Source organism: Sulfitobacter sp. BSw21498 (genome assembly GCF_006064855.1).
GTDB lineage: Bacteria > Pseudomonadota > Alphaproteobacteria > Rhodobacterales > Rhodobacteraceae > Sulfitobacter.
In genome coordinates this window covers 3,058,360-3,082,300 of record NZ_CP040753.1, presented here as the reverse complement: position 1 = coordinate 3,082,300, position 23,941 = coordinate 3,058,360, and the positions used below count along the sequence as shown (strand labels likewise).

The window sequence follows — 23,941 nt, the reverse complement described above, 5'->3', positions numbered from 1 at the left end:
TATCTCTTGCCGAGCTCGCCATCACCGGGGCCGTGATGCGCGCCCATAAGAGCGGTAAATCCTGATCAATTCTTGAGGCACGTCCCACCGTACCTCTTCCGACCACTAGGACCTATCCAGAGAAATATTTCGCATGAAATACTTTTCAAAACAGATCAGGCTGGACAGGGAATTCCCCGTCCAGCCTTAATTTTTATGGGCTTCCCCAAAGCTTTACAAACTTCGGGCCGCTTTCATCAAGCAAAAACAGCACCCTGATCGAATGGCTTAGGCCAGTTCAACTTCTGCGCCAGCTGCTTCCAGCTTGGCTTTAACGTCTTCAGCTTCCGCTTTATCAACGCCTTCTTTGATCTTGCCGCCAGCTTCAACCAGATCTTTGGCTTCTTTCAGGCCCAGACCGGTGATGCCGCGAACTTCTTTGATCACGTTGATTTTGGATGCGCCGGCGTTCTTCAGAACGACGTCGAATTCAGTTTTCTCTTCTTCAGCTGCGCCGCCATCTGCGGGGCCAGCCATCATCACTGCGCCGCCAGCTGCGGGCTCGATGCCATACTCATCTTTGAGGATGGTTTTCAGTTCTTGTGCTTCCAGCAGCGTCAGACCAACGATGTCTTCTGCCAGTTTTTTCAGATCAGCCATGTTTAGCTCTTTCCGTTAACGATATGTGTGTTCCAACGCGAGTGTTCAACCCTGCGCCAGCTTGACGATATTGCTTTACGCAGCCGCCTTGTCCTCGATCGTGGACAAGATGGAAGCGATGTTGCTTGCAGGTGCGCCAATGGCCCCGGCGATGTTGGAAGCAGGTGCGCCCAGCATACCCGCGATGGTGGAGATAAGCTCCTCCCGCGAAGGCATCTTGGACACGGCTTCAACACCGGCGACATCCAGTGCGTTCTCACCCATTGCGCCGCCGAGAATGACAAATTTTGCATTCTCTTTAGCGAATTCCTGGGCCACCTTGGCTGCTGCCACGGGGTCTTCGGAATAGGTCAGAACGGTCATACCCGTCAGGAGATCTGCAATGCTTTCGCATGGCTTTCCGTCAAGGGCAATTTTGGCGAGCCTGTTTTTGGCAACACGCACGGCCCCGCCCGCAGCGCGAGCGCGCGCACGAAGGTCCTGCATATCAGCAACTGTCAGGCCGACGTAGTGGCTAACCACAACGACGCCAGAGCTTTCGAAGATTTGGCCGAGCTCGTCGACCAACTGTTCTTTCTGGGCTCTATCCACAGTTTCACTCCAAATCTGGGGGTTGCCCCCCGGCTCAATTAAGTCCGCTTACGCGAACAGTCTTGGTCCATTTTACGGGAATAAGCCAAAATAGCCCCACGCTTGCGCGAACGGTAATTCTTGCATCTCCCATCTCAGAAAGGAATTAAGGCTTGCGCCACCCTTCGTCTCGGACAGAAGACTCACCATGCGATGCATAGTGAATCGAGGGCGTTTTAGGGGATGCGGCACGGATTGCCAAGGGCTAATCTGGTTTCAGGTTAATTCATGCGCGCGAGGCGATGAGAAAACCGCCCCACCGAACGTTAGAACCAGCGCCCTACCCCCAGGCATTCGTCCGACCGCCAAACGAGAACGGGCCCCCTTGGTTTCAAGGGGGCCCGTCCATTCAAGAAACTAACTGTTCCGAGTTACTCGGTGACAGCGTTATCGACTTCTACAGTGACGCCTGGGCCCATTGTCGAGCTCAGAGCGATCTTTTTCATGTAAGCACCCTTAGAACCGGTAGGCTTGGCTCTGGACACAGCACCAACAAAGGCACGTACGTTCTCAACCAGCTTCGCTTCGTCAAAGGACAGTTTGCCGATGCCAGCATGCACAACGCCGCCTTTTTCAGCTTTAAACTGAACCTGACCGCCTTTGGCAGCTTCAACAGCTTCTTTGATGTCCATTGTAACTGTACCAACTTTTGGGTTTGGCATCAGGTTACGTGGGCCAAGAACCTTACCAAGACGACCAACGATCGGCATCATGTCAGGTGTCGCGATGCAACGATCAAAGTCGATCTTGCCGCCTTGAATGGCTTCCATCAAGTCTTCTGCGCCAACGATGTCGGCACCAGCTGCTTGAGCTTCGTCAGCCTTTGGGCCACGTGCAAATACAGCAACGCGAACGGATTTGCCGGTGCCGTTTGGCAGGCCAACAACGCCGCGAACCATTTGGTCGGCGTGACGGGGGTCAACACCAAGGTTCATCGCGATCTCGATGGTTTCATCAAATTTCGCGTTTGCGTTGGCTTTGATCAAAGATACCGCTTCTTCAACGGTCAGATCTACTTTGCCTACGAATGCTTCGCGTGCGGCGCGGGTGCGTTTTCCGAGTTTTGCCATCTTACTTAACCTCGATGCCCATGGAGCGGGCGGAGCCCAGAATGATTTTCATCGCGGATTCAACATCCACAGCGCTCAGGTCCGCCATTTTTGCTTCTGCAATCTCGCGCAGCTGCTTGGTGGTCACGGTACCAACGGTTTCGCGGCTCGGTGTTTTCGCGCCGGAGTTAACCTTGGCGGCTTTCTTCAGGTAGTAGGACGCTGGAGGCGTCTTGATGTCCATCGTAAAGGACTTGTCCTGATAGTAGCTGATCACGGTCGGGCAAGGGGCACCTGGCTCCATGTCCGCTGTCTTGGCGTTAAACGCCTTACAGAATTCCATGATGTTGATCCCGCGCTGACCCAGTGCGGGGCCAACGGGTGGGGATGGGTTCGCTTGACCCGCTTTAACTTGCAACTTCATCGTACCGACGAGTTTCTTGGCCATTGGCCTTCTCCTTTTAATGTCGGTGAACTTTCATTCACCCTATACGACCACATCGCGATGTGGCCGCTTGCTAGTGTGGTGCGGTTGAGCGGCGCGCCGCTGTCCCCTCCCACAAACGAACGGTGTTGCCACCGTATGGCGGGTCGCCCCGCCGCTCGCTCAGACCTGTTTGTTGACCTGAGTGAATTCCAGCTCGACCGGGGTTTCCCGGCCAAAGATCGACACAGAAACCTTGAGGCGCTGGTTCTCGTCGTCGACCTGTTCGATCATGCCGTCGAAATCCTCGAACGGACCATCGGCAACCTTCACCCGCTCGCCCACTTCAAAGTGGATCAAGGTGCGTGGTGTTTCTTCGCCCTCTTGGACACGGCCAAGAATCGCGGTTACTTCGGCGTCACGCATGGGCATTGGACGGCCCTGCGGCCCCAAAAACCCTGTGACGCGGTTGATCGAGTTTATCAAGTGATAGCCGCGGTCGGACATCTCCATATGTACAAGCACATAGCCGGGCATAAACCGACGTTCTGTCGTGACTTTCTTGCCGCGCCGAACCTCGATCACCTCTTCGGTGGGGACCAGTACTTCGTCGATTTGGTCCTCAAGCTCTTGCTCGGCGACCGTGGTGCGGATTTGCTCGGCAATCTTCTTTTCGAAGTTCGACAAAACACTGACCGAATACCATCTTTTCGCCATCTGAACTTGGTCCCTGTCTTGTGATGCAGCAACAGCTACATCTAATTCTCTTAAAACCAGCGTGTCACAACAGGCCGGCGGTGAACAAAAAATCGGCGCGCAACACGAATCGCCGCACGCCCCTCTTGATCAGGTCTGCGGGATAGCCCGCAATCACAAATGTTTCAAGAGGTCCGCGGCGCTTTTACAGTGCCGCGCCCCGGATCAGCCGAAGGCCGACAAAATATACTGCAAGCCGCCGCGGATCAGAATATCCACAACCGCAAAGAACACTGCGGTCAGAGCGGCGAGGATGAACACCATTACCGTGGTGAGCATGACTTCGCGACGAGTCGGCCAGACGACTTTGGATACTTCGGAACGCACTTGCTGGATGAACTGAAGCGGGTTGACTGTGGCCATGTCGGTTTTCCTGTATACGAACGATTGTGGGGATGTATCTGTCAAAAGCACTGAATTCAAGGCTTCAAATACAGCGCCCTGCCCAAGCGGCCATGCGCCTTCGCGCGCGTTGATCATGTGGTGAGATTGGCAGGGGCTGAGGGACTCGAACCCACGACCCTCGGTTTTGGAGACCGATGCTCTACCAACTGAGCTAAACCCCTATGCCGAGTGGTGAGGTAGTCGATATTTTCCGGGGGATCAAGTGCCGATAGACGCATTGCTCGCGAATAATGCCTTCCGGTGCCACACAACGAAAAAGGCCGCCCCCTTACAGGAGCGGCCTTCGTTTTGTCAGCTGTCAGCGGGGTGACCCGCCAGCGGCTTATTCGTTGATCTTGGAAACAACGCCTGCGCCAACGGTCCGGCCGCCTTCGCGGATCGCGAAACGCAGACCGTCTTCCATCGCGATGGGGGCGATCAGTTCAACGTCGAACTGCAGGTTGTCGCCGGGCATAACCATTTCAGTGCCTTCTGGCAGCTGAACGGTACCGGTGACGTCTGTGGTCCGGAAGTAGAACTGTGGACGGTAGTTCGCGAAGAACGGCGTGTGACGGCCACCCTCTTCTTTGGTGAGGATATACGCCTCGGCAGTGAACTTTGTGTGTGGGTTAACCGACTTAGGCTTACACAAAACCTGACCGCGCTCAACGCCTTCACGCTCGATACCGCGCAGAAGAACACCAACGTTATCGCCAGCTTCCCCACGATCCAGCAGCTTGCGGAACATTTCAACGCCGGTACAAGTGGTTGTCTTCGTGTCACGGATACCAACGATTTCAATGCTGTCGCCAACATTGATCACGCCACGCTCAACACGACCGGTCACAACAGTACCACGACCGGAGATCGAGAATACGTCTTCCACTGGCATCAGGAACGGCTGGTCAACAGCGCGTGCTGGTGTCGGGATATATTCGTCAACAGCGGCCATCAACTTGCGGATGGATTCCTCACCAATTTCGGGCTGAGTGCCGTTCATTGCGTGCAGAGCCGAACCAGGAATCACAGGCATGTCGTCGCCTGGGTAGTCGTAGGAAGACAGCAATTCGCGGATTTCCATTTCCACCAATTCCAGCAGCTCTTCGTCGTCAACCTGGTCAACTTTGTTCATGTAGACAACCATGGTCGGGATACCAACCTGGCGACCGAGCAGGATGTGCTCGCGGGTTTGTGGCATGGGGCCATCAGCCGCGTTCACAACCAGGATCGCGCCGTCCATCTGTGCCGCACCGGTGATCATGTTTTTCACATAGTCAGCGTGGCCGGGGCAGTCGACGTGTGCGTAGTGACGTGCTTCGGTTTCATACTCAACGTGCGCGGTCGAAATAGTGATACCACGTGCTTTTTCTTCGGGCGCGCCGTCGATTTGGTCATAGGCGCGGAAGTCGCCGAAGTATTTCGTGATCGCAGCGGTCAACGTCGTTTTACCGTGGTCAACGTGACCAATGGTACCGATGTTAACGTGTGGTTTATTACGTTCAAACTTTGCCTTAGCCATGGTGCAGCCCTTTATATTAACGAGGGCCTGAAACTAGACCCAAACCTATCTGGCGGGCGATGTATTGGGTCTGGCGCATAAAATCAAGCACCTGTTGGCCAAACACCCCCCGAGAATTCATGTAAATGCGCGTTAATTTTCAGTTACTACCGGCGCAGAGGCAACTTCAGCGCGCTTAATGACCGCATCTGCGGGCCGCTCGAACCAGCCTTCGGCCTTATTTTGCTTGACCAAATAACTTTCGATCGACTTTGCCGCATTCTGGCTAAGGTTCTTGAGCTGCTCTTCAGCAGTCTTGGTATAGCCTGACCCGACGATAGGCCCCTGATCCAGAGATTCGAACACGGTGATCTGATGCGGCTCTGCGGTAAGTTTCTTACCTGCGGCGTCATCCCAGACGGTGAGGTTAAGAATCATGATCGACTTGGGCGCAAGCACAAGGGGAATACCAGGAGGTGCCAAAATATACCCTTCAACACTAACGCCGAAGTGATAGTTTCGCGTCCCGTTATATCGGTCGAACCGTTCAGCGATGGCGTCTTTGATGGCTGTGGTCAGGACTTCTTTGCTGACTTCACGGCTGATCGGCAGCTTCTGCACTTTCGGTGCGACGACGATATTATGATACAGGTTAAAATCTCCCAGCGGCACTGCCGGCTTGTCGAGATCAGACGCCCCGTTACACGCCGTAAGAACAACAATACTGATCAAAGCTGATAAAATTCGAACCACTTCAAGCCTCCTTGGCGCATTCATGCCTTCTGCGATACCCTAAGGCTGGTTCAGGTTCAACGTTTGCCAAAGTGGCAGGGCCTGCTTTGCATGCTACGGTGTGACCGCCTGATCGAGGAACAACATCATGGATCGCCCCCTGCCCGCCCGTGTGGCTTTGATTAACCAACCCGTAGGCCTGTTCCGCAGCCTCGCGATGGCGCGTCGCAATGTGTTGAGTATTATTCCGGAACTTGCCGTCAAACAGCCTATGGTATCGGGAAAAATGGGCAAACGCTGGCACATGGTGATGGACCCCATCGCCATTCGCGAGATGCTGCTGGACCGGGTTGATGACTATCCCAAGTCGCTGGTCACAAAGAATCTTTTGCGTCCGGCCATTGGGGAATCACTGTTCATCGCAGAGGGTGCGCAGTGGCGGTGGCAGCGCCGCGCAGTGGCACCCGCCTTTTCACATCGTAATATGTTAAACTTGTCGCCAATTATGACTGCAGCTGCAGAGCGTTCAGCCGATCGGATTGCGTCAGCAGGACCAGCTGCGATAAACCTGCTGGACGAGATGGTGACGACGACGTTTGATGTGATTTCGGACGTGACATTTTCCGGCGGCGATCGTTTTGACCGTGACGCCGTTCATCGGGCGATTGATGCGTACATCGCAGAAGCAGGAAAAATCAGCCTTTTCGACATTCTTGGGTTCCCCGATTGGCTACCGCGTCCCGGGCGCGCGATGTCTGGTCGCGCTCTTCGGGACATGAAGCGGATTGCCGACGACGCCATAAATGCGCGCGCGCAGCGCGGCACTAGCGAGGTGCCGGACCTGCTGGACCTGCTACTTGGCGGTGTCGATCCCGAGACCAAACGCCAAATGAATACGGCAGAGCTTCGGGACAATTTACTGACATTTATCGTCGCCGGGCACGAGACGACCGCGCTCACCTTGTCATGGGCGCTATATCTGGTCGGGTTCGATCAAACGGTTCAGGACAAAGCTCGCGCCGAAGCACAAAGTGTCTTGGCAGGACGTGCAGCGACCGGCGCGGATGTCGAACATCTGCCCTATATCCGTCAAATCATTGACGAAACGCTCCGCCTATATCCGGCAGCCGGCATCATATCACGCACGGCACAAAAGCACGACATTCTGAGCAACAGAGAGGTCAAGCCAGGCGATACGGTAATGATTCCGATTTACGCACTTGGTCGCCATCGGTTGCTATGGGAAAACCCTGATGCTTTTGACCCCGACCGGTTCCGCAATCGCAAGGCAATTGATCGCTACGCCTATCTCCCGTTTGGCGACGGTCCGCGAATTTGTATCGGTGCCTCCTTCGCGCAGCAGGAAGCCGTGATTATCCTTGCAACATTGCTATCACGCTTCCGTTTTAACCCGGTCAGCGGCAAAGACCCTAAGCCGGTCATGATATTGACACTGCGTCCCGAGGGCGGCGTCTGGTTAACAGCGACGCCCGTTTAACCTATCCCCTGCGACCGACAATTTCCGACGCGGACCCTTACGCTAAGGTGATACATAAATTCTGACGGCAGGATGTTCCCGGGTACTCTTCTGGGCGAATACCGAGGCGCTTTAAAAAGCTTCTTCGCTTCGCCAAAAGCTCCCTCGGACCTGCCAGTTATGATTCCAAGCCGCTTCACGATGGTAGCAAGAGACTGTCAGAAATCGCATGAAACTCACCAGATAGCCGTTCGGTCGACAAACTGGCGCAGGGCTTTCAACAATAAATTACCTTGTGGGAACAGGGACATCACCGCGATAGTCATAAAAACCCCGTTGCGTTTTGCGCCCCAGCCATCCAGCTTCAACATATTTGGTGAGCAAGGGACAAGGGCGATATTTCGTATCAGCCAAACCGTCATGCAACACGTTCATAATGGCCAGACAGGTGTCCAGACCGATGAAATCGGCAAGCTCTAGCGGGCCCATTGGGTGGTTCGCGCCAAGCTTCAAAGAGCTGTCGATCGACTCTACCGACCCCACGCCTTCGTAAAGCGTATAAACAGCTTCGTTGATCATCGGCATCAAGATTCGATTTACGATAAATGCCGGGAAATCTTCGGCCGAAGCCGCCGTTTTACCCAATTTTTCAACGACAGTACGGCAAGCCGCAAAGGTTTCTTTATCCGTCGCGATCCCGCGAATAAGCTCGACGAGCTGCATCACCGGAACCGGGTTCATAAAGTGAAAGCCCATGAATTTTTCGGGGCGGTCGGTGCGACTTGCGAGTCTCGTGATTGAAATCGAGGACGTGTTCGATGTTAGGATTGTCGTCGGCTTGAGATGGGGGATCAAATCTTCGAAGATCGCCTGTTTAACTGTTTCGCGTTCGGTCGCCGCTTCGATCACGAGATCGCTCTGCCCCAAGTCGGCAAGGGTCTGTGTCGTAACAATTCTTTTCAATGTTGCGTCACGGTCGGCTTCTGAAACCTTCCCGCGGCCGACCTGCCGATCCAGATTACCGGTGATCGTATCCACGGCCTTTTGCAGGGCCTCTGCGCTCACGTCATTCAACAGCACGTCATAGCCTGCCAGAGCCATAACATGGGCGATGCCGTTGCCCATCTGGCCCGCGCCGACGATGCCTATTGTCTGGATATCCATGCGCTGTCCCCTCTTGTTTCGCTGCAGCATAAAGCGGGCGGGGTAGCAGCCGCAAGGGCTGGAATTCATGACAGCTTTTCATAAATCCGAACTTTAAGGGAATCGAAAATACTTATGGCCATCCTACGGCCAGAATGAGTTGGCATAGGGCGAAAGCTATGAGTTGCGAAATCCGGAAGCTGGGGGGGCTTGATTATGCACTGTGTCGCTATGGCGCGTCGAAACTACAATTTAGGGGACCGCCTCAGAAAACCTCGGTTCCCTACGTGGCGTTTATGGGGGGGGCGAAAACCTTCGGCCGATATATAGCGTTGCCGTTCCCGGCGCTTGTAGAGCGTCAGGTTGCCTTGCCTTGCCTGAATCTTGGCACCCCAAGCGCCGGTGTTGACGTATTTCTTCGCGACGACGAAATCATGCGTCTCGCTAGCGCAGCACAAGTCACTGTGGTGCAGGTCACGGGTGCGCATAATATGACCAATCGATACTATTCGGTTCATCCCCGCCGCAACGACCGTTTTATAGCCCCCTCTAAACTCCTCTGCTCGATCTATCCGGAAGTTGACTTTGCTGAGTTTCACTTTACCCGCCACCTTTTGAACGCACTATGGACAGTGTCGAACACACGTTTTGAACTCGTGGTTAATGAATTGCAGGAAGCCTGGGTTGCGCGCATGAGGCTGCTTATTGGGCGCATGACCGGACCTAGCGTGCTGTTATGGCTGAATGCCCATGACGAGGTATCAACGAGCGATCCAACCATCGGGTCCGCCCCCCTATTTGTCACACAGAGGATGATAGCGCAGGTTGAAACCATGGCTGCAAAGCTGATTCAGGTTTCACCATCTCGGCGCGCCGTTTCTGAGGGCACAACGGGTATGGTTTTTCCGAAGGAGGAGAAAAAGCAGGCGGCCCAGCTGGCCGGCGTTCGAGCACACCGTGAGATTGCAGATGTTCTGGGGCCAACAATACGGCGTTTAGCATAAAAAAAGGCCCGCCAACGTAGGCGGACCTTTTAGTTCATAATCCGGAAGGATTACAGTTTTTCAATAAGTTCCGGAACCGCTTCAAACAGATCAGCGACCAAACCATAATCAGCAACCTGGAAGATTGGCGCTTCTTCGTCTTTGTTGATGGCAACAATGATTTTGCTGTCTTTCATACCGGCCAAGTGCTGGATCGCACCGGAAATACCAATCGCGACATACAGGTCGGGTGCGACAACTTTGCCGGTCTGGCCGACCTGCCAGTCATTCGGAGCGTAACCGGAATCAACTGCGGCGCGCGATGCCCCTACAGCGGCACCCAGTTTGTCCGCCAGTTTTTCGATCAAAGCAAAGTCTTCTTCGGAGCCGACACCACGGCCACCAGAAACAACAACGCCAGCCGATGTAAGCTCGGGACGATCGCTTTCGGCGACGTGATCTTCAACCCACGTGGACAGTCCGGGATCAGCCGCTGCAGAAACAGTTTCGACCGAAGCAGAGCCGCCGTCACCCGCAGCATCGAATGTAGTTATGCGGAAGGTGATGACCTTTTTCGCGTCCGATGACTTTACTGTTTGAATCGCGTTGCCCGCATAGATCGGGCGTTCAAAGGTATCAGCATCTACAACGCCGGACACATCTGACAGCAACATCACGTCAAGCAAAGCTGCAACGCGTGGCATAACGTTTTTGGCGTCTGTCGTCGCTGGCGCCGCGATGTGATCGTAACCATCGGCGAGGGATACGATCAATGCTGCAGTTGATTCCGCAAGGCGATGACCGAGAGTTTCATCTTCAGCCACCAAAACCTTGGAGACGCCATCGATCTTGGCGGCCGCTTCACCCGCAGCTGCGGCAGAGCCGCCCGCGCAAAGCACAGTGACGTCGCCCAACATCTTGGCCGCAGAAACGGCCTTCGATGTCGCGTCGAGCGCCAATTCGCCGTCAGTTACTTCTGCAAGGAGTAGAACAGCCATTATACAGCCCCCGCTTCTTTAAGTTTCGCAACCAGTTCGTCAACCGAATCGACCTTGATGCCCGCAGCACGTTCTGCCGGCTCAACCGTCTTGATGATTTCCAAACGGTTGGAAACCTCAACGCCATAATCAGCGGGTGTTTTCTCGTCCAAAGGCTTTTTCTTGGCCTTCATGATGTTAGGCAGCGACGCGTAGCGTGGTTCGTTCAAGCGCAGGTCCACGGTGACGACTGTAGGCATGGAAACCTTAATAGTCTGCAAACCGCCGTCGACTTCACGTGTAACAACGGCGCTGTCACCGTCGATGTCGACTTTGGACGCGAATGTCGCTTGCGACCACCCCAGCAGAGCGGAAAGCATCTGGCCGGTTGCGTTCATATCATTGTCGATCGCTTGCTTACCACAAAGAACAAGGTTCGGCTGCTCTTCGTCGACAACACCCTTCAGGATCTTCGCGACGGTCAGAGGCTCGATGTCATTGTGCACATCATCTGCAGCAACGATCAGAATTGCGCGGTCCGCGCCCATTGCAAGCGCCGTGCGCAGCGTTTCCTGCGCCTGTTTCACGCCGATGGAGACGACCACAACTTCTTCGACCTGGCCGGCCTCTTTCATGCGGATCGCTTGTTCGACGGAAATTTCGTCAAACGGGTTCATCGACATTTTTACGTTGGCAAGATCAACACCCGTGCCGTCCGCTTTGACGCGTACTTTCACGTTGTAGTCGATCACGCGCTTTACAGGTACCAGTACCTTCATGAGCGTTCTCTCTCCTCAGTTGACGATCAAAGCCATTACGGCCCAGATCATGTGAACTCTTCGTCGGTGTAACGAAGCAATCGAATGCAAAACAGTCAAAAATAGTAATTTATTGTCTTTCGACGCGGCGTTCCTGACTGGCAGCTTTAGCGATTTGCGCCGGGCACCCACAATACATCGTCTTTCCCGCCGTTGTTCGACACTCGGGCTGCGACGAAAAACCAATCGCTTAGCCGGTTGAGATATTTGATAGCTGCAGGGTTAATCGTGTCGCGGCCTGCCAACTGCACAGCAAGACGCTCTGCACGGCGGGCGACGGTCCGACAAACGTGCAGATGTGCGGCGAGCGCGGTGCCACCAGGTAGAATAAAGCTGCGCAACGGCGATAGTTCGGCGTTCATTACATCGATTTCCCGCTCAAGCCTGTCAACCTGTTCTACTGCAAGACGCAGAGGGGGGTATTCTGCCTCGGCGTCCGCCTCCATATCCGGCCGACAAAGATCCGCGCCAAGGTCGAATAGATCGTTCTGGATGCGCGACAGGGCTGTGTCGGTTTCGCCCTTTGCCTCAAGCCGCGCGACGCCAACAAAGCAATTCAATTCGTCCGACGTGCCATAGGCTTCGACCCGCAGGTCGTGTTTGGCAATGCGGTCCCCGTTTCCCAATGCGGTTTCGCCCTTATCCCCGGTACGGGTGTAAATTTTATTAAGAACAACCATCAGCCTGTGTCCTTTCGCAGATAAACATAGATGACGATGAGAACGACGGCGATGAACTGCGCGATAATACGCAGTCGCATAATTTTATTTGAATTGCGCCGATTAAACTCGCCGCCGCCGGCGAAGCCGCCCAACCCAAAGATTAGGACGATAACAACCGCGATCACGGCAATGACGGTTAAGATATACAACGGGTCAGCGAACATAAGGATCCTTTGTGTTGCTGAAAGATGTAGCGGGGTCATTCCTCAGCGCAACCCGTATTTATCGCGACAGCACCCAGTCAAGTGCGCGCGTAGGCAAAATACGCCTTAGAATGCCCGAGATATGGGTGGGCGTCGTGACATAATATCGCGGTCGCGGCCTGTCGGATTCGAGCGCATGTATGAGCTTGTCAATCACAGCTTGCGGAGGAAGTTCGAACCTGTCTGGCCCTCGCTCCGTGTACAGCCTGTCCAAAAGCTGCTTTTCGTACTGCGCTTTTCGGGGGGATGCTTCCCAATTAATCCAACGCTCGAAATAAGGAATAGAATTCGCGCGAATATTAGAGGTGATTGGTCCGGGCTCGATCAAACTCACATGGATGGGGGTGTCGCGCAGTTCGATCCGCAGGGTGTCCGTCAACCCTTCCAAGGCAAATTTTGTCGCATTATAAGCACCACGCCAAGGCATAGTGACCAGACCAAGCACTGACGAACACTGAATAATTCGTCCGTGACCCTGAGCCCGCATAACGGGGAGGATGCTTCGCGTCAGCTCATGCCAACCGAAGAAATTACTCTCGAAAATCTCCCTTAATGCGGCTGTTGGCAAATCCTCCACCGCCCCGGGGGTTGCGTGGGCACCGTTATTATAAACGGCATCCAGCTTGCCACCAGTGCTATCAAGGATGTGGTTAACCGCGGCAGCGATAGTGGCCTTATCAGTGTAATCTAACTGCGGCGCATTAAATCCGGCGGCGATGAGCCGATCACAGTCTTTCTGCTGGCGGCACGAGGCGAATACATTCCAGCCACGTTCGCGCAATGCATGGGCTGCAGCATATCCGATACCCGAAGAGCATCCGGTAATCAGTATCGAGCGTTGCTCCGCCAAACCGCTATTTCTCTTCACACCTATGATCAGCCGTTCGACAGAAGGAAATCGGCCATCCAACCCTCTTGGCCGCCACCCAGTGAACGCATCTTCACCCAGCCGTCTCCGTTATCCTGGATCACTTCCACCGAATCGCCACGGCCGAGCTTGGCGACAACCTGATAATCTGTTCCCGGACCGCCGCGCACGTTTACACGGCTACCTGATACAGAGCGGATAACGCCTTCGGAACCCACTTCAACTAGCGTCGTTTCAGCATCATTGGGTGCAATCAGGCTTGGAATAACAATCGGTGCATTGTTCGCATTAGAGTTAGCATTGTCAGACGTAGCAACATTGCCGTTCAGGGACCTCAACGAGGTTAGAGTGACGGAAACATTTTGCACCTCTGCGGCATTACCGGCACTTGGTCCCGGCACAAAAGCTGCAGGCGTCGGTGCAATGGGAGCAGCTGCGACTGCCCGGGATATGACAGCAGGCTCAACCACATTTTTGGGCTCATCCGCTGCAACTTTCTGGATTGCTCGCGGAGGCTCGTCGGCGTTTGCCGTCATGCGCGCGCTGGCAGGTTGAAAATCAACCCCGCCGCTCATTTCAAAGAATGCCCAACCCAGAAATCCAAAAGTCAGAAAAATAAACCGTTTCATCGCACATCCCCCGAAGTATTGACCGGCACCGTTCCGGTGCAAGGCTTTATAGGCCCTCTTGTGAGACCTAACACAAAAGCTGGGAAAACGTTCCAACTTGATTGAAACATTGGTTGCTAAAGAGCGCACTTCTCCGGCGATACGAGCGCACTTCAAACAGTCGCTTGCCGCGTCGCGCGCCCTTAGCTAAACAAGGAAAATGTCAGATATAACCACCCCCGCCGATCAAGATTCTCGCAATTCGTCAGAGCCGTTACGCCGCGCCTTGGGGGACCGGTATCTGACCTATGCGCTTTCTACCATCATGCACCGCGCGCTGCCTGATGCACGCGATGGCTTGAAGCCCGTTCACCGGCGTATCTTATTTGCAATGCGTGAACTGAGGCTTAACAGCACCGGGGGATTCCGGAAGTCCGCAAAAATTTCCGGCGACGTAATGGGGAACTATCACCCGCATGGTGACGCCGCGATTTACGATGCGATGGCGCGTCTCGCTCAAGATTTTAACGTGCGTTATCCGTTGGTTGACGGACAAGGTAACTTTGGCAACATCGATGGCGATAACCCCGCCGCAAGCCGCTACACCGAAGCTCGGATGACAGCCGTTGCCGAAGCTATGCTTGAGGGCTTGAACGAAAATGCTGTCGATTTTAGGGAAAACTACGACGGCACGCTGACAGAGCCCGTTGTTTTGCCGGCGCAGTTCCCGAACCTTTTGGCGAACGGGTCGTCGGGCATTGCGGTCGGGATGGCGACCAACATACCGCCGCATAACATTTCGGAACTGGTCGACGCGTGCATTCACCTCATCAAGACGCCCGACGCGCGTGATGACACTTTGCTCAATTTTGTCCAGGGCCCCGATTTCCCCACCGGCGGTATCATCGTTGAACCCCCTGAAAACATTGCAAATGCTTATCGCACTGGCAAAGGTGGCTTCCGCCTGCGGTGCCGCTGGGAAACAGAAGATTTAGGCCGCGGCGCATGGCAAATCGTCATCACCGAAATCCCCTATCAAGTACAAAAATCGAAGCTCATAGAGAAGATCGCCGAGCTGATCCATACCAAGAAGATTCCGATTCTGGGCGATGTGCGCGACGAATCGGCAGAAGACATCCGTCTGATCATTGAACCGCGCTCAAAGAACGTCGATCCCGAGGTCCTCATGGGGATGCTGTATCGTAGCTCGGATCTCGAGGTGCGATTCTCCCTGAACATGAACGTGTTGATCGATGGCGTCACACCCAAAGTGTGTTCAATGAAAGAAGTGTTACGTGCGTTTCTGGATCACCGTCGTGAAGTGCTGCAGCGGCGTTCTGCGCACCGCATGGAGAAGATCGATCATCGGCTTGAGGTCCTCGAGGGCTTCATCATCGCGTTCCTGAACCTGGATCGCGTCATTGATATCATTCGCTATGACGACGACCCGAAATCCGCGCTGATGATGGAAGATTGGGGCAAGGAACATGCGCGTGCGCTGAACGAATCCAGCTATGTGCCGCCTGCCCCGTCTACCGAGCACTCTCTGTCCGAGGTTCAGGCCGACGCCATTTTGAACATGCGTTTGCGGTCATTGCGACGCCTGGAGGAGATTGAGCTTCTTCGCGAGCAATCCGCGCTGATGGCGGAACGCGCCGGCCTCGAAGACCTGTTGGAAAACGAAGTGACCCAGTGGACGACAATCGTTGACCAGCTACGCGAAACGAAAAAGAAATTCGGCAAGGATTGGACGTTAGATGGCAAAAACGTTGGTCGTCGCAGAACAACCTTTGCCGAGGCCGGCGTGGTCGAAGAAGTTCCACTCGAGGCGATGATCGACCGCGAACCGATTACCGTGGTTTGCTCGCAAATGGGGTGGATCCGGGCGATGACCGGCCACATCGACCTGAACCGAGAGCTGAAGTTCAAAGACGGCGATGGGCCGCGCTTCATTTTTCACGCAGAGACAACAGATAGGTTGCTCGTTTTCGGCACGAATGGGCGTTTCTATACACTTTCTGCCTCCACCCTGCCCGGCGGGCGCGGAATGGGGGAACCGTTGCGCTTGATGGTTGATCTGCCGAACGAGGTTCAAATTGTCGATATTTTGATCCACAAGCCCGGGCGGAAGCTCTTGGTCGCTTCATCAGCCGGTGATGGCTTCGTTGTGCCAGAAGACGAGGTGTTGGCGCAAACTCGGACCGGTAGACAGGTTCTTAACGTACGGGGAGACGTCAAAGCGATGATCTGTGCGCCTGTGGCAGGAAATGCAGTTGCTGTCGTTGGTGAGAATCGCAAGGTCTTGGTCTTTGGCTTAGATGAGCTGCCAGAGATGGGTCGCGGCAAAGGCGTTCGACTGCAGAAATACAAAGATGGTGGTATGTCTGACGCAATCACCTTCAATGCCGAGAATGGCTTGAGCTGGCAAGATCCGGCAGGTCGCACGCGCACCGAGCCCGACCTGACTGAATGGACTGGGAAACGGGCTACTGCCGGGCGAATGGCCCCACGTGGTTTCCCGCGAGATAACCGTTTCGGTTGATCGTTCAGTGCGCGCAATCTCGGCGCTATCCTTGTCTAGGCGCATTTGACGACCACCTGTCGTTCAACAAATGCGCCGACCAGAGCAACCGAAAATCGCCCATTTGGGCACGCCGCCGATCTTTATTTTATTGCCTTAAGTCATAGCGTTATGCTTCAAGTGAAAGCGTATGCGCCCGAAGCCAAGCCATAAAACCACGCGGGTCATCTACATTCGCGCTCATCTGTTCCGGTGTCAGCGCATGACCGACAATCGGCCCCTGGGGTTTATTGCAGGCATGGACAATCTCGTGCAGCAGCAACCCCTGCCGCAAAATCGGCGATATCCTATTTGCGATTTGGTAAGCACGGCTATTTTCACCGGGAAACCGCATCGGCACAACCTTGGCCCCCGATCGACGGATCATTTTCGCGGTAAAGACATTCCACTCTGCTTCGATCGCTGGACCAAACATGGTATCAGAGGCGGCGACGACGCCTGACGGGAAAAGCGCGACAACGCCGCCCGCCCTTAGGTGCGCCATCGCTTTCGCGCGCATTTCGACGCCCTTGCGCTGTGCATCAGGATCGTGAGCAAACGGCACCGGGATCATATAGCTGCCCGCAACTTCGTCGATTGAGGTTAACAAAGATCGGGTGAGGATGCGGTAGTCAGGCCGGACTCGACCAATAAGATCCGCAAAAATCATGCCGTCGACCATTCCATGCGGGTGGTTCGCAACGACGACAACGGGTCCGTTTTTTGGGATACGGTCCAACTGCTCCTGCGGCGTCGTCAAGTCGATGCCCATGGTATCCAGAGCAGCGCGCCAGAATCCCTGGCCCGTCGGTGCCCCTTGTTTTTCAAACTGTCGAATCAACCGAAGCACCTTGAGTTTTCCGGTGAACAGTTCAATAGCGCTGATGAGACCTGACTTTAACGGGTGATCGAATGTAGAGGCATAAGAAAGGCTGCTGCGATCATATTTGGTAAAGGTTACCGGCTCCCCGGTTTCATCATTTAATAATGGCGCGGGACCGCTTTGCGCATTCTCCGTCATATCTTTAACCTTTTACCCTTCAAGGCAACCGACAGCAGCCATCGAAAACGGACGATCAGTTGCCCTCACCGAATTTATCAGCCACCAAGGCTGTCAGGGCATCTGCCAGCGCGTCTTGATCAGGTCCCGACGTTTGTACATCAATCGTGCATCCTTTAGAGGCCGCGAGCATAAGCAAGCCCATGATGCTGTCGCCCGAAGCCGACATACCATCTTTGCTGACTTCCGCACGTGCGTCGAACGCTTCGACAACTTCGACCAGTTTGGCAGAGGCGCGGGCGTGCAAGCCTTTTTCGTTTACAATTTTCAGTGAAACTTGGGTCATATAATAGGGCCTTGCTATTCCGCACTAACGTTTTGGCTATCGATGTATTTTCTGCCCGCCGCCAAGGCTGCGCGCACCGCTTCTGGCACTTCCAAGTCACGGGACTTGGCTAGCTTGATCAACATCGGCAAGTTTGCGCCATAAAGGATGCGGCGATTTTCGGGACGGCATGCGAGCAGGCTAAGGTTCGAAGGTGACCCACCAAAGAGGTCAGTCACGACAATCACCCCGTTACCGGTGTCCACGGCATCGGCCGCCTGACAGATCTCTTGCTGCTTCTCGGTGCGATCGTGGTCCGCGTAAATCGCAATAGCGCGCACACCATTTTGCGACCCGACGACATGCTCGATCGCGGCCAAATATTCCTTGGCCAACCCGCCGTGTGCAACAATCACAATACCAATCAACGCGATGTCTCTTCCCGTTTGCTACGATCTAATTCGCGGTGCCTAACCGAGACCTGCCAGCCGTCTTTCGACAGGCTGGATGCCAGATATTCGGCCAAAGTTACGGAACGGTGTTGCCCCCCTGTGCAGCCAAACGCAAGAGAGATATGTGATTTCCCCTCGGTCTTGCAGGCGGGCAGGACCAATTCACACAGAGAATTTACCTGCGTCGCAAAGTTTGCGAACAAGGGATCGGCCCCGACGTAGTCAGCCACAGGTTGCTGGGTGCCATTCATGCTCCGAAGAGCGGGTTCCCAATAGGGGTTTCGCAGAAAGCGGCAGTCGAAGACCATATCAGCACTGCGCGGCAGCCCGCGTTTATACGAAAATGATTGGACCGAAACCGTCAAATGGCGTGCGCCATCAAGTGCGAACCAGCGCTCTACCTCTGATCTGAGCTGATGCACATTCAGGTCTGATGTATCGATCAAAACGTCAGCGAGAGTCAAAACCGGTTCAAGCAGTTCTTTCTCACGCACGATACCTTCAATGGGTGTCGCTGATGCTGTCATCGGATGGCGCCTGCGCGTTTCGGAAAATCGGCGTAGCAAGACATTGGTATCGCAATCGAGGTAAAGAAGTTCGATGTCGATGTCGGGACGTGATCTCATGTCCGCCATTAGCTCGATAACGCGATCCGTCGAAAAGTCGCGATTGCGCAGGTCAACGCCAAGAGCCATCGGGCGCAGCTGCCCAGGTGCCTCGATCAATGCACGCAACATCCGCATCGGGATGTTATCGATCGCCTCAAAACCGGCATCCTCCAACACATTCAGCGTGGAAGAGCGCCCTGCCCCTGCCGGGCCGGTCACTAGCACAATTCGCCGGTTGGATGTCATTGCCTCAGTCATATGCTGGGTAGTCCATCATATTTGCCATCAAGTAAACAGAAGCAGCGAAATGTGGTCCATTGCACCGCCAAAGACATCGAACAGCGACTCCCATCACCTCGTCGTAGCGTATTTCGGGAAGGCGATCGGGTTCATCTTTGTTGAGATCTATTATGAGGTAAATCGGCATCTCTACGCGATATTTCAAGGTCAGTATCCCGACGCCGCGCGCTTCGATCATGCCTTGTATCGCGTCGGGCGGGCTAGCGATAAGCCGATTTTCGTGCACGATCAGACTTGTACGGTCATCCGATACAAGCTCGGCCCCCATTGCGATCATCTGCAATGCCAGCGCAGATTTCCCCCTGCCCGAAGCTCCGCGTATCATCACACCACGACCGTTAACAGCAACGGTAGTGGCGTGGATCGTAGTCGTCGGTGACATGGGCTTCAGATCGGCAATCCAACCACAAAGCGAGCGCCAAGAGGGTCGGAGGTGATATCGGCATCGGTAGGTCGAATATTTTCGGCCCAGATGACACCACCATGCGCCTCTACGATTTGCTTTGAAATCGCGAGCCCTAGGCCAGAGTTATTGCCAAAATGCTCTTCGGGACGCTCCGAGTAGAAACGTTTGAAAATCTTCGAGAGAGCTTGTTCCGGGATGCCCGGACCTGTGTCTTCCACGACAACGAGAATGCGATTTTCACGCTTGCGCGCCCAGACACGTATCGCATCGCCATCTTCACAAAACGACACGGCATTGCTGATCAAATTCACAAAAACCTGCGCCAAACGGGCTTCGAGGCCATGAACGATAATCGGTTGTTCGGGCAGATCAGTTATAAAGTCGATGCCGCGTTTGCGGGCGTCTTCCCCCAGATACTGCCCCAAGTTGCCGATCATCATCAGCAAATCAAAGGGCTCTTCTTCTTCTTTAACCAGCTCGCTGTCCAAGCGTGACGCATTTGAAATGTCGCTCACCAGACGGTCCAACCGGCGCACATCGTGGTCGATGACATCCAGCAATTTCTCTCGTTGATCTTCGCGCTTGATCAAACGCAATGTCCCAACGGCCGATCGCAGAGACGCGAGTGGGTTCTTGATCTCATGCGCGACATCAGCTGCAAATTGTTCGTTACCATCTATGCGGTTATAGAGCGCCGACACCATGCCACGTAGAGCCCCCGACAAGCGACCGATTTCATCGGGGCGTGCGGTCAAATCCGGGATACGGATCCGACCAGGGTTCATTTTACGCGCATCCTTATCACGCCCCAGCTCGGCGGCTGCCGCCAAGTCTGACAGCGGATTTGCAATGGTCGAAGCCAGCACGATACTAAGCCCGATAGAGACCAGCGTCGCAATAACAAACATCTGGAGAACCCGCTCGCGCTCGTCCCGAACAAGTTTATCAATCTCACCCGCCGCCGAAGTTACTGCGACTACACCAATCGGCAAACCATCATGAACGATGGGCGTGGCGACCGAGAAAAGCGTCCCTCCCGCGCCAACGAGATCATTTCCCATCCGCGTACCACTGACGAGAGCACCAGAGACCAGCGGCCGCAACTGTTCTGCTACCGGCAAAGTCTCAGCCGGCGTGCCTGCACCAAACGATGCGGAAAGTAGATCCCAAAGCCAGCTTAGCCCATCAGAAATGAGGGCTGTATCCCCAGGCTCTAGTACCTCAGCGGGCGCATCGCTTTGCCCTGCGTTTTGAGCGACCAAATCAACAGATGTATCGAAAACAAAAACTTCGATCCCGCTACGCAAGTCAAGTCGCTCAAGGCTTGCCCGAGCGTTCGTCGCTCCCGCCAGCCCGTCGGAAATGCCCCCAACTGCGAGCTGTGCCTCGAATACGTCTGCAATAAGCTCGGCCTCCGAGATAAGCGAGGCACCTCGCTGTACGGCCAAGCTATCGCGGGAGGAGTTAAGATAAAGTATACCGGCGGCCAAAACATTCAGTGCAATTAAGTTGAATGTGATGATTTTTCGCGTCAACGGCGACGTGCGCAACGCAAACAGGCCGCGTCGCGCACGTTTTCCGCGCAATTCATCTGTCGCGATTTTGTCCGGAGCGACCCAATCGTCACCCAATACAACATCACCGTCCCGATTAGGCGTGGTCATGTCCCGCACAAAATTCCTTTCGACAATGGCCATGGCTCAGATCACTCTTCGTTGTATCTGTAACCGATGCCATACAGCGTTTCGATCGCGGAAAACTCCTCGTCCGCTGACCGCATCTTTTTGCGCAAGCGTTTGATATGGCTATCGATGGTACGATCGTCGACATACACTTGGTCATCGTACGCAACATCCATCAGCTGGTCGCGCGATTTCACGAAACCAGGACGTTGGGCCAAAGCCTGCAATAGCAGAAATTCGGTTACAGTCAGCGAGACATCCTTGCCCTTCCAACTGACAGCATGGCGCAGCGGGTCCATCCGAAGGTCACCACGCTCGATCACTTTGGTTTCTTCAGTGTCGCCGACTTCGTTCGTTTCAACAGCATCTTGGCGACGCAACAACGCACGGATACGCTCGACTAAAAGGCGTTGACTGAAGGGCTTTTTGACATAATCGTCGGCCCCCATACGCAGGCCAAGCACTTCATCGATTTCATCGTCTTTGGACGTCAGGAAGATCACGGGCATCGCGGTTTTTTGCCGCAGCCTTTGCAACAGATCCATCCCGTCCATACGAGGCATTTTGATATCCAGCACCGCCATATCGGGCAGCTTTTTATTGAATGCGTCCAACGCGGCCTGACCGTCATTATAGGTTTCGACCTCGAAACCTTCGGCTTCCAAAGTCATAGAAACCGACGTCAGGATATTCCTATCGTCGTCCACCAATGCAATTCTTGACATTGCCTGTTCCCTTTATATTCTGCTCAACTGCTAAATATTTTTTTCTTCTACTGATCATCAATTTACGCGACCGAATCAATCGGAAACTGAGAATCGCTCCTCATCTTAGCCTTAATCGTGCCACAATTTGTTAAGAAATGGCTAAATTGCCGCACTTACGGGGTTAACCCCTATGTTATTCGGCAAGCCTTTACGTCGGATTAAGAAGAGTTTCCGCAAACAGTTGGATGATGGCGCTAACTGAGAGAAACCTACCTGTTCATAACGTAAATCAACGTGCTAAGAGGCAGTTACGGCCCCAAAGGGTCGAGCCATTAGTGCAAGAATTGGCATCTTTTTGATGCAGCTACAGGAGACATCACATGACGTTAGGCCGCGTAAATCCGCAATTCCGCCTCGAAGACCAAGGCATTAGCGGGCTGGGTGATGTCTATTACAACATGATCGAGCCCGCCCTGGTAGAGGCCGCGCTCAAGCGCGATGAAGGCACCTTGGGCAAAGGCGGTGCGTTTCTGGTCACAACGGGTAAGTTTACCGGCCGCTCTCCCAAAGACAAACATGTCGTGAAAACTGATAGCGTCGCTGACAAAATCTGGTGGGAAAACAATGCGGCGATGTCCCCCGAAGGGTTTGACGCGTTGCATCAAGATATGCTCGCTCACATGCAGGGTCGAGACTACTTCGTTCAGGATCTCGTCGGCGGTGCCGACCCCAAACACGCAATCAACGTGCGCATGGTGACCGAACTTGCTTGGCATGGCTTGTTTATTCGCCACATGCTTCGCCGTCCGGATCGTGACGCTCTGGACAGCTTCATTGCAGATTTCACCGTAATCAATTGCCCCAGCTTCTCTGCCGATCCGGCAAAGCATGACTGCCGTTCGGAAACGGTTATCGCGATGAACTTTGACAAGAAGATGATCCTTATTGGCGGGACCGAGTATGCAGGTGAGAACAAGAAATCGGTGTTCACCCTGCTGAACTATCTGCTGCCGGAGAAAGGCATCATGCCGATGCACTGCTCGGCCAACCATGCCACCGGCAACCCCGTCGATACCGCCGTGTTCTTCGGCCTGTCGGGTACAGGCAAGACTACCTTGTCCGCTGACCCCGGCCGCACGCTTATTGGCGATGACGAACATGGTTGGTCGGACAATGGCACCTTCAACTTTGAAGGCGGATGCTATGCGAAGACGATCAACCTGAGCAGCGAAGCCGAACCCGAGATTTACGCGACGACTGAAAAGTTCGGTACCGTCATCGAGAATATGATCTTTGACCAAGAAACCAAAGAGCTTGATTTCGATGACGATAGCCTGACCGCTAACATGCGTTGCGCCTACCCGCTGCACTATATCTCGAACGCATCCGCCAAAGCGACCGGCGGTCACCCCAAAAATATCATCATGTTAACCTGCGATGCGTTCGGTGTGCTCCCTCCCATCGCGCGTTTGACACCTGCGCAGGCGATGTACCACTTCCTGTCGGGCTTCACATCCAAGGTAGCAGGCACTGAGCGTGGCGTAACCGAACCCGAGCCTACATTCTCGACCTGTTTCGGTGCGCCTTTCATGCCACGTCGCCCTGAAGTTTACGGGAACCTCCTGCGCGAGAAAATTGCAACGCATGGTGCCACGTGCTGGCTAGTGAACACGGGCTGGACCGGCGGCGCTTATGGCACCGGTAGCCGCATGCCGATCAAGGCCACCCGCGCGCTGCTAACCGCGGCGCTGGAAGGATCACTCGCAGGCGTTGAATACCGCAAAGACCCGAACTTCGGCTTTGACGTTCCGGTCGCGGTGACGGGGGTTGCGGACATCCTTCTGGACCCGCGCAGAACTTGGGACAATCCTGCTTCCTACGATCGTCAGGCGGCCAAACTGGTCAAGATGTTCGCGGAGAACTTCGAACAATACCTCCCCTATATCGACGACGACGTGAAAGCCGCCTCAATCGGCTGATCCTATCAGAG

26 protein-coding genes and 1 tRNA gene are annotated in these 23,941 nt (G+C 54.4%); 4 read left to right on the top strand and 23 right to left on the bottom strand.

Annotation, left to right across the window (positions count from 1 at the left end; all coding sequences use genetic code 11):
* Window positions 1-267: 267 nt before the first annotated feature.
* The 9 genes from rplL to E5180_RS14870 all read right to left on the bottom strand — a co-directional run bounded on the left by rplL (window position 268) and on the right by E5180_RS14870 (window position 6,157).
* Window positions 268-639, bottom strand: coding sequence for a 50S ribosomal protein L7/L12 (rplL, locus tag E5180_RS14910; protein ID WP_093734404.1), 372 nt, complete (start codon window positions 637-639; stop codon window positions 268-270).
* A gap of 75 nt (window positions 640-714) precedes the next feature.
* On the bottom strand, window positions 715-1,230 hold the full coding sequence (rplJ, locus tag E5180_RS14905; RefSeq protein ID WP_138925069.1) for a 50S ribosomal protein L10: 516 nt from the start codon (window positions 1,228-1,230) through the stop codon (window positions 715-717).
* 410 nt (window positions 1,231-1,640) lie between these two features.
* Complete coding sequence (rplA, locus tag E5180_RS14900; RefSeq protein ID WP_138925068.1) at window positions 1,641-2,339, bottom strand: 50S ribosomal protein L1; 699 nt, start codon at window positions 2,337-2,339, stop codon at window positions 1,641-1,643.
* A gap of 1 nt (window position 2,340) precedes the next feature.
* Entirely contained in the window at window positions 2,341-2,766 is a 426-nt protein-coding gene (rplK, locus tag E5180_RS14895; protein ID WP_005849876.1) for a 50S ribosomal protein L11, read from the bottom strand.
* A gap of 159 nt (window positions 2,767-2,925) precedes the next feature.
* Entirely contained in the window at window positions 2,926-3,459 is a 534-nt protein-coding gene (gene nusG, locus E5180_RS14890; protein WP_138925067.1) for a transcription termination/antitermination protein NusG, read from the bottom strand.
* Between the two features lie 204 nt (window positions 3,460-3,663).
* On the bottom strand, window positions 3,664-3,861 hold the full coding sequence (secE, locus tag E5180_RS15775; protein WP_093734401.1) for a preprotein translocase subunit SecE: 198 nt from the start codon (window positions 3,859-3,861) through the stop codon (window positions 3,664-3,666).
* 127 nt (window positions 3,862-3,988) lie between these two features.
* Window positions 3,989-4,064 (bottom strand) — tRNA-Trp (locus E5180_RS14880).
* Between the two features lie 161 nt (window positions 4,065-4,225).
* Window positions 4,226-5,401, bottom strand: coding sequence for an elongation factor Tu (gene tuf, locus E5180_RS14875; RefSeq protein ID WP_138925065.1), 1,176 nt, complete (start codon window positions 5,399-5,401; stop codon window positions 4,226-4,228).
* 132 nt (window positions 5,402-5,533) lie between these two features.
* On the bottom strand, window positions 5,534-6,157 hold the full coding sequence (locus tag E5180_RS14870; RefSeq protein ID WP_254700500.1) for a hypothetical protein: 624 nt from the start codon (window positions 6,155-6,157) through the stop codon (window positions 5,534-5,536).
* A gap of 103 nt (window positions 6,158-6,260) precedes the next feature.
* On the opposite strand from E5180_RS14870, the gene E5180_RS14865 reads away from it, so the two are divergent.
* Window positions 6,261-7,610 (top strand): cytochrome P450, encoded by a 1,350-nt coding sequence (locus tag E5180_RS14865; protein WP_138925064.1) that lies wholly within the window; start codon window positions 6,261-6,263, stop codon window positions 7,608-7,610.
* A gap of 267 nt (window positions 7,611-7,877) precedes the next feature.
* On the opposite strand, the gene E5180_RS14860 is transcribed toward E5180_RS14865, so the two are convergent.
* Window positions 7,878-8,753 carry a 3-hydroxybutyryl-CoA dehydrogenase gene (locus E5180_RS14860; RefSeq protein ID WP_138925063.1) on the bottom strand — a complete coding sequence of 292 codons (876 nt, stop codon included), beginning with the start codon at window positions 8,751-8,753 and terminating at the stop codon, window positions 7,878-7,880.
* 158 nt (window positions 8,754-8,911) lie between these two features.
* On the opposite strand from E5180_RS14860, the gene E5180_RS14855 reads away from it, so the two are divergent.
* Window positions 8,912-9,736 (top strand): DUF6473 family protein, encoded by an 825-nt coding sequence (locus tag E5180_RS14855; RefSeq protein ID WP_254700499.1) that lies wholly within the window; start codon window positions 8,912-8,914, stop codon window positions 9,734-9,736.
* Between the two features lie 50 nt (window positions 9,737-9,786).
* Here the strand turns inward: E5180_RS14855 and E5180_RS14850 are convergent, their stop codons facing one another.
* The 6 genes from E5180_RS14850 to E5180_RS14825 all read right to left on the bottom strand — a co-directional run bounded on the left by E5180_RS14850 (window position 9,787) and on the right by E5180_RS14825 (window position 13,932).
* Window positions 9,787-10,713, bottom strand: a complete 927-nt coding sequence (locus E5180_RS14850) for an electron transfer flavoprotein subunit alpha/FixB family protein (protein WP_138925062.1) — start codon at window positions 10,711-10,713, stop codon at window positions 9,787-9,789.
* Window positions 10,713-11,471: an electron transfer flavoprotein subunit beta/FixA family protein gene (locus E5180_RS14845; protein WP_138925061.1), complete on the bottom strand. Its 759-nt coding sequence runs from the start codon at window positions 11,469-11,471 to the stop codon at window positions 10,713-10,715. The genes E5180_RS14850 and E5180_RS14845 overlap by 1 nt, the downstream gene beginning before the upstream one ends.
* A 146-nt stretch (window positions 11,472-11,617) precedes the next feature.
* Entirely contained in the window at window positions 11,618-12,190 is a 573-nt protein-coding gene (locus tag E5180_RS14840; protein ID WP_138925060.1) for a cob(I)yrinic acid a,c-diamide adenosyltransferase, read from the bottom strand.
* Window positions 12,190-12,396, bottom strand: a complete 207-nt coding sequence (locus E5180_RS14835) for a twin transmembrane helix small protein (RefSeq protein ID WP_138925059.1) — start codon at window positions 12,394-12,396, stop codon at window positions 12,190-12,192. The genes E5180_RS14840 and E5180_RS14835 overlap by 1 nt, the downstream gene beginning before the upstream one ends.
* Before the next feature lie 58 nt (window positions 12,397-12,454).
* Entirely contained in the window at window positions 12,455-13,285 is an 831-nt protein-coding gene (locus E5180_RS14830; RefSeq protein WP_138925058.1) for an SDR family oxidoreductase, read from the bottom strand.
* Window positions 13,286-13,311: 26 nt separating this feature from the next.
* Window positions 13,312-13,932 (bottom strand): SH3 domain-containing protein, encoded by a 621-nt coding sequence (locus tag E5180_RS14825; RefSeq protein WP_138925057.1) that lies wholly within the window; start codon window positions 13,930-13,932, stop codon window positions 13,312-13,314.
* A gap of 199 nt (window positions 13,933-14,131) precedes the next feature.
* Here E5180_RS14825 and E5180_RS14820 point away from each other — a divergent pair, with 199 nt between their 5' ends.
* Window positions 14,132-16,453: a DNA topoisomerase IV subunit A gene (locus E5180_RS14820; protein WP_138925056.1), complete on the top strand. Its 2,322-nt coding sequence runs from the start codon at window positions 14,132-14,134 to the stop codon at window positions 16,451-16,453.
* Between the two features lie 148 nt (window positions 16,454-16,601).
* On the opposite strand, the gene E5180_RS14815 is transcribed toward E5180_RS14820, so the two are convergent.
* Genes E5180_RS14815 through E5180_RS14785 form a run of 7 tightly spaced genes read right to left on the bottom strand, consistent with a single transcriptional unit; the run spans window position 16,602 to window position 21,969 of the window.
* Window positions 16,602-17,492, bottom strand: coding sequence for a lysophospholipid acyltransferase family protein (locus E5180_RS14815; protein ID WP_138925055.1), 891 nt, complete (start codon window positions 17,490-17,492; stop codon window positions 16,602-16,604).
* 55 nt (window positions 17,493-17,547) lie between these two features.
* Window positions 17,548-17,817 carry an HPr family phosphocarrier protein gene (locus E5180_RS14810; protein ID WP_138925054.1) on the bottom strand — a complete coding sequence of 90 codons (270 nt, stop codon included), beginning with the start codon at window positions 17,815-17,817 and terminating at the stop codon, window positions 17,548-17,550.
* A 14-nt stretch (window positions 17,818-17,831) separates the two neighbouring features.
* Complete coding sequence (locus E5180_RS14805) at window positions 17,832-18,224, bottom strand: PTS sugar transporter subunit IIA (protein ID WP_138925053.1); 393 nt, start codon at window positions 18,222-18,224, stop codon at window positions 17,832-17,834.
* The gene (gene rapZ, locus E5180_RS14800) at window positions 18,221-19,114 is read right to left on the bottom strand and encodes an RNase adapter RapZ (RefSeq protein WP_138925052.1); all 894 of its coding nucleotides are present in this window, start codon (window positions 19,112-19,114) and stop codon (window positions 18,221-18,223) included. Before rapZ ends, E5180_RS14805 begins: the two co-directional genes overlap by 4 nt.
* A complete protein-coding gene (locus E5180_RS14795) occupies window positions 19,107-19,538 on the bottom strand; it encodes an HPr kinase/phosphorylase (RefSeq protein WP_138925051.1) in 432 nt (143 codons plus the stop codon). The genes rapZ and E5180_RS14795 overlap by 8 nt, the downstream gene beginning before the upstream one ends.
* 5 nt (window positions 19,539-19,543) lie before the next feature.
* A complete protein-coding gene (locus E5180_RS14790; protein ID WP_254700498.1) occupies window positions 19,544-21,226 on the bottom strand; it encodes a sensor histidine kinase in 1,683 nt (560 codons plus the stop codon).
* Between the two features lie 41 nt (window positions 21,227-21,267).
* Window positions 21,268-21,969: a response regulator transcription factor gene (locus E5180_RS14785; RefSeq protein ID WP_138925049.1), complete on the bottom strand. Its 702-nt coding sequence runs from the start codon at window positions 21,967-21,969 to the stop codon at window positions 21,268-21,270.
* A gap of 362 nt (window positions 21,970-22,331) precedes the next feature.
* Between E5180_RS14785 and E5180_RS14780 the strand changes: the two genes are divergently transcribed.
* Window positions 22,332-23,930, top strand: a complete 1,599-nt coding sequence (locus E5180_RS14780; protein ID WP_138925048.1) for a phosphoenolpyruvate carboxykinase — start codon at window positions 22,332-22,334, stop codon at window positions 23,928-23,930.
* Window positions 23,931-23,941 lie beyond the last annotated feature (11 nt).